The sequence below is a fragment of the Clostridium celatum DSM 1785 genome (genome assembly GCF_000320405.1).
Taxonomy (GTDB): Bacteria; Bacillota; Clostridia; order Clostridiales; family Clostridiaceae; genus Clostridium; species Clostridium celatum.
On sequence record NZ_KB291618.1, the window covers coordinates 1 to 14,029 of the forward strand.

General features: G+C 26.6%; 14 protein-coding genes. 1 reads left to right on the forward strand and 13 read right to left on the reverse strand.

Annotated elements, in window-relative coordinates:
• Positions 1-15: 15 nt before the first annotated feature.
• From HMPREF0216_RS04055 to HMPREF0216_RS04065, 3 genes are all read right to left on the reverse strand, one after another.
• Entirely contained in the window at positions 16-2,631 is a 2,616-nt protein-coding gene (locus HMPREF0216_RS04055; protein WP_147576235.1) for a ligand-binding sensor domain-containing protein, read from the reverse strand.
• A gap of 273 nt (positions 2,632-2,904) precedes the next feature.
• The gene (locus HMPREF0216_RS04060; RefSeq protein WP_169317568.1) at positions 2,905-3,936 is read right to left on the reverse strand and encodes an ATP-binding protein; all 1,032 of its coding nucleotides are present in this window, start codon (positions 3,934-3,936) and stop codon (positions 2,905-2,907) included.
• A gap of 280 nt (positions 3,937-4,216) precedes the next feature.
• Complete coding sequence (locus tag HMPREF0216_RS04065) at positions 4,217-4,927, reverse strand: LytR/AlgR family response regulator transcription factor (RefSeq protein WP_040418828.1); 711 nt, start codon at positions 4,925-4,927, stop codon at positions 4,217-4,219.
• Positions 4,928-5,286: 359 nt separating this feature from the next.
• On the opposite strand from HMPREF0216_RS04065, the gene HMPREF0216_RS04070 reads away from it, so the two are divergent.
• Positions 5,287-6,078, forward strand: a complete 792-nt coding sequence (locus HMPREF0216_RS04070; protein ID WP_005211504.1) for an EFR1 family ferrodoxin — start codon at positions 5,287-5,289, stop codon at positions 6,076-6,078.
• Between the two features lie 45 nt (positions 6,079-6,123).
• Here the strand turns inward: HMPREF0216_RS04070 and HMPREF0216_RS04075 are convergent, their stop codons facing one another.
• The 10 genes from HMPREF0216_RS04075 to HMPREF0216_RS16255 form a co-directional block, all read right to left on the reverse strand.
• The gene (locus HMPREF0216_RS04075; protein WP_005211505.1) at positions 6,124-6,492 is read right to left on the reverse strand and encodes a winged helix-turn-helix transcriptional regulator; all 369 of its coding nucleotides are present in this window, start codon (positions 6,490-6,492) and stop codon (positions 6,124-6,126) included.
• Positions 6,493-6,685: 193 nt separating this feature from the next.
• The gene (locus HMPREF0216_RS04080; protein WP_040418830.1) at positions 6,686-6,982 is read right to left on the reverse strand and encodes an STAS-like domain-containing protein; all 297 of its coding nucleotides are present in this window, start codon (positions 6,980-6,982) and stop codon (positions 6,686-6,688) included.
• Positions 6,983-6,993: 11 nt separating this feature from the next.
• Positions 6,994-7,890 (reverse strand): ATP-binding protein, encoded by an 897-nt coding sequence (locus HMPREF0216_RS04085; RefSeq protein WP_005211507.1) that lies wholly within the window; start codon positions 7,888-7,890, stop codon positions 6,994-6,996.
• A gap of 141 nt (positions 7,891-8,031) precedes the next feature.
• On the reverse strand, positions 8,032-9,630 hold the full coding sequence (locus HMPREF0216_RS04090; RefSeq protein ID WP_005211508.1) for a recombinase family protein: 1,599 nt from the start codon (positions 9,628-9,630) through the stop codon (positions 8,032-8,034).
• Entirely contained in the window at positions 9,631-10,851 is a 1,221-nt protein-coding gene (locus tag HMPREF0216_RS04095; RefSeq protein ID WP_005211509.1) for a recombinase family protein, read from the reverse strand. It lies immediately after the preceding gene.
• 54 nt (positions 10,852-10,905) lie between these two features.
• Positions 10,906-11,061, reverse strand: coding sequence for an SHOCT domain-containing protein (locus HMPREF0216_RS17305; RefSeq protein ID WP_005211510.1), 156 nt, complete (start codon positions 11,059-11,061; stop codon positions 10,906-10,908).
• A complete protein-coding gene (locus tag HMPREF0216_RS04100) occupies positions 11,054-11,479 on the reverse strand; it encodes a transcriptional regulator (protein WP_005211512.1) in 426 nt (141 codons plus the stop codon). The genes HMPREF0216_RS17305 and HMPREF0216_RS04100 overlap by 8 nt, the downstream gene beginning before the upstream one ends.
• Before the next feature lie 85 nt (positions 11,480-11,564).
• Positions 11,565-12,245: an N-acetylmuramoyl-L-alanine amidase gene (locus HMPREF0216_RS04105; RefSeq protein ID WP_040418832.1), complete on the reverse strand. Its 681-nt coding sequence runs from the start codon at positions 12,243-12,245 to the stop codon at positions 11,565-11,567.
• A complete protein-coding gene (locus tag HMPREF0216_RS04110) occupies positions 12,238-12,648 on the reverse strand; it encodes a phage holin family protein (RefSeq protein WP_005211515.1) in 411 nt (136 codons plus the stop codon). The genes HMPREF0216_RS04105 and HMPREF0216_RS04110 overlap by 8 nt, the downstream gene beginning before the upstream one ends.
• Before the next feature lie 23 nt (positions 12,649-12,671).
• Positions 12,672-14,024 (reverse strand): hypothetical protein, encoded by a 1,353-nt coding sequence (locus tag HMPREF0216_RS16255; protein WP_005211516.1) that lies wholly within the window; start codon positions 14,022-14,024, stop codon positions 12,672-12,674.
• Positions 14,025-14,029: the final 5 nt, after the last annotated feature.

Consider the following 14,029-nt stretch of genomic DNA (forward strand, 5'->3'; position numbering starts at 1 on the left):
AATGTGTCCACTACTTTATACTAACACCATTGATCCTATAACATTTATTGGTGTTCTAAGCTCATGAGATAAATTTACAAAATAATTATTTTTAAATTTTTCTTTATTTATTATTTCTTTACTTAATCTTTTATTTTCTTCTAATTGTTTATTTAACTTAATAGTTTTTTGATTAACCAAATGACGTAGTATCTTAACATAATTAAATATACAAATGAACAATGCTATTATTATAGATATATATATAATATATGCTAACTGGGTTTTCCATATTGGATTTTTTACTCTTATTTTAATACTTGTTTCCTTTGTCTTTTTACCTTGTCCATCTCTAGCTCGTATTTTTAAAGTATAAGTTCCTGATTCTAGATATTTAAAATCTAACTGATTTCTTGAATCAATATATATCCAATCTGAATCGAACCCTTCAAGCATATATTCATAAGTTATACTATTTATCCTTTCATAGTTGGGTAAAAAATAACTAATATACAAATTTTTGTAGTTATGCTCTAAAACTAATTCATCTCCATCATATACAACTTTATTTTTACCAACATATATATCTCCAATTACAACTTCATTATTATATGTTTTATAATCTTTTAATTCGCTTGGATTAAAATATGTAATTCCTTCTGTACTAGCAAACATTATATATCCACAATCAAGTTTTAAGCTTGAATTTAAATTGAATTGATATGCATGTAAACCATCCATTTTTGTGAAATTTGTAAAAACTTCTTCTTCTATATCAAATTTATTTAATCCTTTATTAGTACTTATCCAAATATCACCATTATCATCAACTAAAATAGAATTAATAAAGTTATTAGTTAATCCATCAGCTGTAGTATACGAAGTAAATTCATTTGTTTTTAAATTAAATTTGCTTAATCCTATATTGGTGCCTATCCATAAGTTATCACTAGAATCAAATACCATACAATTTATATAATCATTTATTAACGAATTCTCATTTAAAGTTTCTCTTACATATTTGTCCATAACACCATTTTGTTTATGGTATTTTATTAATCCAATATTAACTCCACCTAACCAAATAATATCTTCATCTTTATTATCTTGAAGTATATATTTTATGTTTCCTGGATTTATCCCAAACTCTTTCATATTTTCGCTATAATATGTCTTTTCTCCAGAACTTATATTGTAAGAGTAAAAATCCGTTGTTGTTGCTATCCAGATATTCTCCCAATCACTATACATATAGCTCAATTCTGAATAATAATCATCTCCAATAAGTATTTCACTATAAGAATTATCCTCGGTATCAAAGTATATTAACTCTTTATTGGTAACAGCAATAATATATTTATTATTAATTTCAAACATAGATCTTATATATCTATCCTTTAAATTAAAATTTTCTTCTTCATATAAAACATCTACTAGCTCACTAGTCTTATAATCATAGATATATATACCATAAAATTTAGTACCTATCCATATATAATCATTATGATTTAATATAGCTACTGCATTGTTGTCATATTTATTAATACTTTTAAATATAATATTTTCATTTAATATATTAATCCCCTTATCCGTTCCAATCCACATTGTACCATTAAAATCTTCATAAAAGCAGGTTATAATATTACTACTAATTGAATTTTTAGATAGTTCATCTTTTTTTAATATATCAAATTTCTCGTTCTCACTTGAATATCTTATCACACCATTACTACTAGATATCCATATGTTATTATTACTATCATTAAAAACATAGTTATTATAGAATTTAACTTTTTTACCATTAAATTCGTAAATGCTATTTATACTATTTTTAGTGATATTGTATTCTTTAATACTCTCACTATCAATTATATATATATAATCTCTTCTCTCTTCTTTTATGTTATAAATAAAAATACCTTCTTTAGTAGATATCCACAAATTACCATTTTCATCCATGGTCATATTTGAAATAAATAATTTATCTGTACTACTATCACTTCTGTTACTGCTTACTTTTAAATCTTTATCTATTATATTTAACCCTTGTTTAGTTCCAACCCATAAAATATCCTCCCCCTCTTCTAAACAAGTTATTGATGAATTTGTTAATGAGTTTAAATCACTTGGATCATGATAAAAAGTTTGAATTGAGTTATTTCTAACATCTATTTTCATTAATCCATTTTCCGTTCCTACCCACATAATATTTTCGTCATATTTACTCTTTATTAGTGATGTTATACTTAACTCCCCTAAGTTATACTTATCTTTTCTATCCTTCATTCTTACAATGACACCTGTATCGGCCATCAAAAAATCCAATCCATTATCAGTAGCTATCCACATATTCCCATAAACATCTTCTTCTATATCCATTATGTAAGTGGAACTCAAAGTATTTTCACTCTTAACATTACAGTTATATATTTTTATTATTTGCCCATCATATTTATTAAGTCCATCTTTTGTTCCTATCCACATATAACCTCTACTATCTTGAAATATTGAAGTTACATTTTCATTTGAAAGCCCTTCATCAATAGATATATTTTCAAATTTCGCCTCATTTAATATTGCCCCAACTGAGTTTATAGGCATGAAAATATTTAATAAAATAAATATAATGAACATTCTTAATATCGTATACATTAAAACCTCTCACTGTTAAATCTACTTTGATGTAAATTAATATTTTAATTAATATATTAAATAAACTTATATATTTTTTTCTATACATTAATTTTTCATGCAAAATATTGTTATATTAATCATTTTACTTTATTTATTTTAATTTATTTTCAATTTGTCGCTAAATGACTATTTTTGTACCTAAATTGCATTATTAAATAATTTAAACATAAAAAAATAAAGGGATACTGTTTAAAATCAGTATCCTTCAATATGTTATAATTAAATTTTATATTAAACCATTAGATATGTAGTAAATATATTATTTTCATGTTTTCTATTAATATATCCATTATATTTTTTAACAACTTTATCAACTTGAATTAGCCCAATACCATGCATATTACTATGCTTCGTAGTTAAGAATTTACCATTTACTTCATTGACATATCCATTAGTATTATTACTTATCTTAACTACTAATCTATTCATTTCAGAAGCTATTTTTAAATCTATAAATTTATCTTCCTCAATAACATCACAGGCTTCTATGGAATTATCCAACAGATTACCTATAATAATACATATATCTACATTAGAAATTTTTATTTCTGAATCTATTTTCAGATTTAAATTTACCTTTATATTTTTTTCTTCTGCCATTTTCATTTTACTCATTAATATAGAATTTATAGCTATATTATTTGAATACATATTTTTATCAAGCTTAATAATATTACTAGTTATTTCATTTATATATGAAATAACTTCTTCCTTTGTACCTGCTTCTAATAATCCTAAAATCATACTTATATGATTTCTAACATCATGCTTCCATCTTATCATTCTTGTGTACATATTTATAATTTCTTCATCATGCATTTTACGGTCCAATTCCATTTTTAACAAAAACTTCTCTTCAGTTTCTTTTGAGAATGTATTTAAAACATATATTAATAATATTTGAATTATACATAAACTAGACACTATTATTATAATATTTATATTTATTCTATCTAATCTTTCAACTAAGTCTCTTTCCATTATAAATATTAATATATGGTGTAAAACTAAAATAGTTCCTCCTACATATAAAGTTTTATTTTTTATATATTTTATAAAACCTATATTATTTGCCAATATACTAATACATATAAATTGAATAAATCTATTAATAAGCATTGCTACACTTTTCTTATAATTACCGTAAAAAGCTATTTCAGCTATAGTTGTATTGAATATTTCTGCAACTACTATTAATACTATAAAAGAAATTATTAACATAATAGTAAGATAAACTGATGATAAAAAAAATTTTTCTGACATTCTCCCTCTCCTAAATACAATAGGGTATATTAATAATAAAATATAATAACCAAAAATAAATAAAATTATTCCATTTCCTTGTATATTAAAAATTACGTTATTGGTGTAATCGGATGGTATTAATGTATAAATAATTATCATAATTATTGTACATACTTGACTATATCTTTTATTTTTAGGTGGCATAACCTTATTAAAAAAATACATCATAATAAGAACATTTATAAATTCACCAATTACTTCCATCACAAATAAATCAATCATATAATTACCTCAAGCTTTATTGACATATATAATTTATAAAAGCGTCATTTACTTCTTTATACCTTCCTCTACTTATTGGTATTTTTAAACCACTTACTAGCAATACGTTATTTTTTATTATCGCTTTTATATACTTTACATTTACTATGTACGATCTATGGCATCTTATAAAATATTCACTAGGTAATACTTCTTCTATTTCACTTATTTTCTTTCTTAGTGTTATTTTCCCTGAATTTGTATGAATATCTATATAAGGTGAAAACATTATACAATAATTTATATCATTATAATCTAATTTAATAGTTTTTTTAGTTGTCTCTAAAATAAGTATAGATTCTTTAAATTCATTAGTTATTCTATTTAAGGACTTGTCCAAACAGAAATATAAATCAGAACTTTCTATAGGCTTTATTAGATATTGTAATGCCCCCACCCTATATCCATGTAATGCATATTTAAAAAATCCTGTTACAAATACAATATCAACCTTATTATTTTTTTCTCTTATTATATTTGATAACTCGATTCCTGACATCTTACTTAATTTTATATCTAAAAATATTATGTCATATTTATCATAATCAGACCATTCAAACAAAAATAATTCTGCTGTTGTAAAGTTATCAATTGATACATCAATATTTTTTTCTTTTGCCCATTTTTTAATTTTAACATTAAGAAAATCAATTTCTTTAGCTTCATCCTCACATACTGCTATCTTCATCTCTATGACCATCCTCCAATGTCTTTAGATATTATAATAGTTATATCTTCTTGATTTTTTGTCAATACTTTATCTTTATTCCAATCGCTTAGTTATTTTTCTAAATAACTAAATAATCGGCTTTTATTATAACTTACTTTTACATACATTGTAAATTTTATTTTGTAATAGCTATAATAGATGTTATTAATGCATGATCACTTCCCGCTAATATTGACTCCTCATATAAATACTTTGTTTCCATAATTTCACTAACGGCTTACTTACCCTTTGGTAACTACCTTACTAAAAAGTACATTATTGTTAATATTTCACCTGTTTGATATAGTAATTTTATCAAAATAGAAGGAATGATTTATATGAATAAAAATTTAAAAATATTATATTTTAGCCCTACTAGTGGAACTAAAAAAATTGTTAAAGCTATAGCCGAATCTATTGATTCAAACTATGAAGAATTTGATATAACATTGCCACAAAACAGAACTAATAACATAACTTTTTCTAGTGATGATTTAGTTATAGTAGGTATGCCAACTTATGCTGGAAGATTTCCAAGATTACTACATAATTTTCTAGATAAGATTACTGCTAACAATACACTTGGGGTATTTATAACTACTTATGGTAATAGAGATTATGAAGATGCCTTATTAGAGCAATATGATATTTTTACCTCAAAAGGATTTATAGGATTAGGTGCTGCTACCTTTATTACAGAACATTCATCAACAAGTAAATTAGCTACTGGAAGACCACATGCTGAAGATTTAAAAACTGCTTCTGATTTTGGATGTAAAATTATAAAAAGATTAAAAGAAATTAACTCATTATCAGATTTAAATTCTTTAACCCTACCCGGAAGCATGCCATATGTAGAAAAGAATATTCCATCTATGCCATTTGCTCCTGAAACTAATGAAAAATGTGTTACTTGTGGAATATGTGCAAAACACTGTCCAACTAGTGCTATAGACTTTTTAGACTACAGAACTATTGATATTTCTAAATGCATAAAGTGTAATAGCTGTGTTAAGAGATGTCCCTTAAATGCTAAAGCAATGACTTCAGAACCTTATAAAAATATGCAGAATATGCTTATTGCTAATTTTGCACACAATGAAAAGGTTCCTGAAACATTCTTAGCTTAAAAATTAATCCGTATCAAATTTTTAATGATACGGATTGATTTGTTATTACTTTGAAAATTTCAAATTTTCATCAATAATAATATTATATTCTTCTGTAAATTTATCTTTATTTTTCATTCCCCAATCAAACATAGATTCCATTATTGGATATAAGCTTTGACCTAATTCTGTTAACGAATATTCCACTTTTATTGGTACTTCTTCTGAGTAAACTTCTCTTTTTATAAATCCATTCCTTTCCAATTCCTTTAGTTGTGCTGTTAAAACTTTTGCACTTATATTTCCAATTTCATTTTGAAGCTCACCAAACCTCTTTGTACCTTTTCTTAACTTACACAATATTATAAATTTCCATTTATCACACAATAATGAAACTACTAATTCTATTGGATACTTTATTTCACGTTTCTTCATAAGTTTCTCATACTTCCTTATTAGCTTTATGCTTTAATTATATATTACTATATCTAAATCTCAAAATAATATAAATAAACACACTAAAATCAATTTAGATTTTAGTGGGTTTCATGTCTAATGACTAAAGCTTGGATACATTTTAATGTTATTTTTACAATTACACTAAACTGTATTCTGCTAAAAAGTATAACTAAGATTCTTTGTTAATTTTTTTCATTCTATCTTTAAATGCTTTTAAAATAATAGTATTATTACTATTATTACCATTAATAAAAGACGTATTTTTCTTTATTGTATCGAAATCAAACTTTAATAATAGTTTAGCAAAACATTCATCTGCAAATGAATTTGATAATATTTCAATATTATCTAGATCAAAAATAACCTTGTCATTATTCTCAATAGACTCTTCAATTTTCTCTCTTAATTTATTTCCTAAATCTCTTGTTCCTAAAGAAATTCCTAATTCACAAAATCTTATAATCATATTATTCTCCTTTACCACAAATCAAAAACCATGTCTTCTGCTTCATCAACACTTACTGGAATATTTTCTCCAAATATATCTTCTAGCCTAACCTCATTATCCATCTCTATTTGAAGTGATACTATCGTACCATTAAAATATGGTATATCCCTTATTTCCTTTTCATTATTTTCTATTATCAGCTTTTTATTTCCTGAGTATATCATTAATTTCCCATCATTTAACTCAATAAACCTAGTAGTATGATAAAGCCCATTCCCCATACCTTTTCCATTAGTAACCGATTCTCTTATACAATAAGAAATAGCCTCTTCTTCTGTTAGATTGCTATACTCGCTTTTATCATTTTCTGTTAAACTTCTATATATTCCCTTACCACAATCAATTATTGAGATACATAATTTACGTCCTGTCGGATATCGTTGTGCAACTAAAAATCCACCAATATTAGAATCAGCATGATTTTGAACATTATCTACAACTTCAAAAAAACAATAATTTAACATCTTAAAAACTGATTCTTCTAACTCAAGATTATTTCTAAAAATTTTCATTACCTCATTAACTAATTCTATACTATTAGTATTATCAAAGTTTGTAATCTCAACAAATCTTCCCTCACTACTATATCTATAGTTATTAACTACCGTTTCTTTATTTAAATGCTTATAAAAATCTAGCCTTTCTGCATAACTATTAGAATTTTTTATAATTATAGAAATTGTGTATTCTTCTGATATTTTATATTTGTATAGTGATACTATAACAGCTAAAGTCTCGGGTTGTACAAATTTATATAATACTAAATTAAGCGTGTATTCTTCTCTTTTATTATTAATTTTGTTAAATTCATTCGTAATTTGTTCGATTGTTATGTAATCTGTAATATTAATAGTAATATCTATCATCCTCTGTGCCTCCTAGCTAGTTACTTGAAAATTTTCTATTAATTTAAAATTTTAAGTAAATTATATCACAAATTACAATATTAACCTATTATCATTTCTTTATTGTTCCCAATTCTATTGCTTTTATTCCTTTATAGATATTCAAATAAAGCCATCCCCTGTAGAATATACATTACCATTCTTAAATTCAAATACTATTTCATCTTTGGAATTTACTTCAATTTTATTAATAACACTATTCCATATTCCTTCATCAAACCCTGTAATTAACTCATTACACTTTTCTAATCTTCCTATAAACTCTTTTATATTTTCAAACTTAATCTTTTGCTTAAATACATTTTTCTCTGCCTCTTCTACTCTATTCTTTACTTCCTCATACTTAGTAACTAATTCATTATATTTTTCTTCATACTCTTCTTGATTTAATGCTGCATGTGCATTTCTTTCTACTTGTTTTTTAAGTAACTCTATCAAAATTTCAGCTTCATTTTCTAATTGCAACTTCTCTTTTTCTAGTTTTGAAGTATCACCTAACCTATCAATTATTTCTTTATAATCTCTCAATATCTCATCTTTATTTTCTATCATCTCATTAAAAGCTTTAACAAATAATTCTTTAAGCTTGTCTTCATATATATGTGGTGTTTTACACCTTTCATTGTTATCATACTTATGGTTGCATCTCCATACAACCTTTCTATATTTACTATTAGAGTGCCAAGTCTTACTCCCATAAAATCCACCACACTCACCACATATTATCTTCCCAGAAAAGCAAGAATTACTTCTTCTCAATCCTCTATCACTTCTTCGCCTTTCAAATTCAGCTTGTGCTAAATCAAATACTTCTGCACTTATTATTGCTGGATGACTATTCTCAACATAGTACTGTGGAACTTCTCCCTCATTAACTTTCTTCTTTTTAGTAAGAAAATCTACAGTAAAGCTCTTTTGAAGAATTGCATCTCCCTTATATTTTTCATTATGAAGAATACTTCTAATAGTACTTTCACTCCACACTTTTTTTCCTGCTGGTGATGGAATGTTATTTTCACTTAAGTACTTAGCTATTGTTGTTCCTGCTGTTCCCTCTAAAAACATTTTATATATTAATCTTACTGTCTTAGCTTCTGATTCTACTATCTTAGGTAATCCATCTTCACCTTTTTCATATCCTAGGAATTGCTTATAGGGTAAGCTTACTTTTCCATCTGCAAATCTCTTTCTTTGTCCCCATGTAACATTTTCTGAAATTGACCTACTTTCCTCTTGAGCCAAGCTGGACATTATCGTGATCAGCAATTCTCCTTTACTATCTAATGTGTAGATATTCTCCTTTTCAAAATATACCTCTACCCCTTTATCCTTTAGCTTTCTAACTGTAGTTAATGTATCTACTGTATTTCTTGCAAACCTTGATACTGATTTAGTTATTATTAAATCTATTTTTCCTGCTAAAGCATCTTTAATCATTCTATTAAATCCATCACGCTTTTTGGTGCTTGTTGCTGATATACCTTCATCAGCATAGACCTCTACAAACTTCCATTGATTATTACTTTGAATATATCCTGTGTAATGATCTACCTGTGCTTCATAACTTGAAAGCTGCTCTTCATTATCAGTAGAAACTCTTGCATAAGCTGCTACCCTTTTTAATCTTAAACTACCTTCACTAGATACTGTAGCAAAAGTTTCTACTGCTGGTATCATTGTTACCCTTCTTGCCGTTGTCATTTAAACCATTCCTTTCTTTATTACCTTTCCATTTTTTAAAATCACAATTACTGTTCTGCTTTCTTCAATCTTTATTTTCTCTATAGTCTCATTAAATATATCTTCATCAAACTCTTTTATCTGTAATACTACACTAAGTATCTTTATTAATTGTTCTTCACATATTGGCTTTGCTATACACCCTTCATCTCCATACTTATGATGATTTGAACAAACCCAAGTGCTTCTTCCATTTCTATCTTTATGCTTATAGTTTTTACCACAAATTCCACATTGTATTTTAGAAGTAAATATATAATTTTTCTTTCCTGGCTCACATTTATATTTAATCCTATTAACTTTCATTATTTCTTGAGCTCTTTTAAATGTTTCAATATCTATAATTGCAGGATGTGTTTCTTCTGCATAATACTGTGGTATTGTTCCTTTATTTTTAATTAGCTTCTTAGTCAAGTGGTCCTTAACGTATTTCTTTTGCAGTAACGCATTACCTATATATTTTTCATTTTTAATAATGTCTGCTACCCTTTCAGAATTCCATTTTCCACCCCTTAATTTTTTCACCTTCATTTCTCTTAACTTTTTAGCTATTACTGTACACCCATATCCATCTAAATAATCCTGAAAAATCATTCTAACTATTTGAGCCTCTTCCTCATAAATCTCAATTTTCCCTTTGTCTATCCTATAACCATAAATAAATCTTAAGTTTATAAGCTCTCCCTGCTCAAATCCTTTTCTTATTCTCCATTTACAATTTTCACTTACTGATCTACTTTCCTCTTGCGAAAAAGAAGCGAGGATAGTAAGCATTAACTCACCATCCCCGCTCATACTATGAATATTCTCTTTTTCAAAAAATACATCTACATTTAACTCTTTTAATTCTCTTACAGTTTCCAACATCTTTACTGTATTTCTTGCAAATCTAGAAATTGATTTTGTTATAATCATATCTACCTTTCTATTTCTGCATTCATCCAATAACTTATTAAATTCTTCTCTATTGTCCTTAGTTCCAGTTACAGCTTCATCTGCATAAACACCCACATAGCTCCATTCATTATTATTTTGAATAAGATTACTATAATAACTTACCTGTGCTGAAAGTGAATGAAGCATTGCATCCTTACCATTTGATACTCTTGCATAAGCAACTACACGTTTTTTACTTGGAATTTTTGAAATTCCTTTTTGTATCACTTTAATAGTTCTTTCCATTAAATCACTTCCTTCCAGGTATCAATGTTAGCTCTACTAAATATATAAATCAAGTTATAAAGCCCCAACTACAGGATTATATTTTTTAACTAATAACTTATTTATTTTCTTATAATCCTTTTTATCTATTATTTCTTTTACTAGCATTGATTTTGCTATAGCTATTGCTACTCTATAATTCTTTTCACGATTAAATTGTTCTTCATTCATTTTCCCTATCCCCTTTACCAAAACGTTTCTTAATATAACAATTATGACTACAATACTTCCTATTCTTATTTCCATAGCTTTTAAACTTATTACCACACTCAGAACAAGTTAATGTATAATATGCTTTTCTATCAATACAATAATCATGTTCTTTCCACCATTGTCTCCTACATTTATCAGAACAGAACTTTTTTCTTTTACCTTTCTCACTTTGCTCTAATTCCTTTTCACACTGCTTACATTTAATATGTTCCTCTATCTTAGTATTAACTCTACTTGCTCTTACTCCACCTAAATTATTTCGTCTACAAAAAGCCTTTACCGTATTCTCTGATATCTCTAAAGCTACTGCTATTTTAGAATAACTATATCCTTTTTCCCTGAAAACCTTTATTTTTTCTTTTTCATTATTAGTCATATGAATCCTCCTAAATCGACTTATATAAATTTATTACTACATATCACTCTGAAATTTATATAAGTCAACATTATCCATATTAATTCTATTTATTAAAAATCATAACAGTTGCATCAAATCCACCGGCTTTAAGCTTTTGAACCTGCTTATCTGCATTTTCTCTAATAGAAAAAGAACCTGCCATAACTCTATATAATGTTTTACCATTACTAGAATTGCTAACAGATTCTTCTTTATAAGTTATTCCTAATTGAGATAATATAGCTTTTGAAACAGCTTTAATTATTTCTTTTTGCTTACTATCAAATAAACTATTATCCCTTGAATTATCTAAAAATCCTAATTCAATTAATACCGCTGGGGCTTTTGTTTCTCTTAAAACATGAAAATTTTCTTTCTTAACACCTCTATTTACAAATCCAATATTAACAATAGCTGCTTGTATTTTATCAGCCATAGCCTTAGATCTAGCATCTTGATTTAAATAGGTATAAGTTTCTACACCAGTTGCAGCTTCAGGCTTAAATGCATTTCTATGAAATGATATAAAGTAATCATAATTACTTTTATTCTCATAATTACTTCTTTGTTGCAATGTTAAAGTAGTATCAGTAGTTCTTATCTCATCAACAATTACTCCATGTCTTCTTACTTCCTTAGATACCTCTTTTCCTATTGCTAAAACATCATTACTTTCTTTTCTTCCATTATAACAAGCTCCTGGATCATTTCCTCCATGTCCATAATCAAAACATAATCTACTCATTAATATCATCCTCCTTATTTAATTGATGTAATATATCTATAAGTTTCTTTGGGATAGGTAACCCTACCCTACCTGCATTTTCTAAAATACTAATACCTTCATTAGAAATGTAGAAAAAAATAACGGCTGTACGAATTGCACTACCGTTCCCTAATATTTTTGAATCAATTATATGAGCTATTGATACTAATATAAAAATTACTACTTTTCTAAATATACCTTTAAACCCAACTTCACTTGAAATTCTCTTTTCAACTATTCCAGCCATAATTCCAGTAATATAATCTACTGCCACAAATAATACTAACGCATACGCTAAACCGTCTAAACCTCCTAACAACCACCCAAAGAACCCACCTAAAACTGTAATGAAAAATTGTCCTACATTAATAAATTCTTTCATCCTTTTATACACCTCTCTTTTAATTACAATATTTTTTGTATCTGAAAATCATATTGTATTTTCATTGTATTAGTAGGAGTTTTTGTTACCGGTGCTGCTAATAAAGTTTGTGCTCCTACATGTGTTCCAATAGAATATTTTCCTATTGTCAAAGTTACATTTGCTCCATCTTGTTTAATTTGTTCTAAGGTATATCCTATTTCGTTATCATCTACTCTATACTTTAAATGCCTTTGAGTTGATGATGTATCTATTATTATAGGAGTTGCTTTCACTGCATTATTATTTAAATAGCATATCTTTTTATCCTCACTTAAAAAAGCTACACTATCATTAAAATCACTAAAAAAATATGATGTTGCTTTACCATAGTCTCTTACTAATGTTAATGTCCCTCCATTTATAACGTACTCACTGAATTTACTTCCACTTACATAAACCTTATTTGCTCTAATATTCACATTTACATATTGGCTACCTATATTACTTGTATCAAGGCTTAATGTTTGTACTTGCCCTGTATCTATATCTATAATTGCTAAGTTATTAGTTTTACTGTAGGCATTTATAATAATTACTCCATTATCACTAGCTCCCCATCCACAAAAAGTATTAGTTATACTGCTGCTTAATTTTCCTGAAATATCTATATATTTATAAAAGGTAAAATCATCATTTAAAATTAATGCATATTTAGGATAAAATATTGATGTATAACTACTTGTACTTTTCTCTCCTAATATACAAACCCATTTATCTGATGATCTAGTCATGGCTTTTCCAACATAATAATTACTTCCACCTGCTATAGCATCTGTTCTAGTACATGGACATACTACTGTGATTTCTTCTTTTTTAGTTGGTAAAGTAGTCATATCTCCAATCCACCATATACTTTGGAAAGTTCCATTAGCAGCATGTGTAGGAAAATCAAAAACAAAATGTAATAATCCATTTCCCTCTGTGTCTAATTTGGTTTCAGCCGTATTTATTGTTCCCTTTAAAATATCACTTCCAGAATATGAAGTTGCTTTATCAGCATAAGCAACTAACTCACCTTTATAATAAGGAGTATCAGCACTTTCCTCTCCACTATAACTAGTTAAAACTATGTTTTGAAATGGAGCCGAATAATAATTACTATTTCTATTTCCCTTTATCTTTGAATAAAAATAATCCATATATGCTATTTTGCTAACATAATTATTAATAATATTTTCAGTTTTAGCTTCATATATTTTTTCTCCATTTTCACTATCAAATAACTCAACTGTTGCAATTCCCCTAGTTGGAACTTTTGGTTTTTGTTTTAACAACTCTTTTCTATCTTCATTTATTAAGTCTATATTGTAAGCAATACTTTCTCTAAATTCCAAAACCC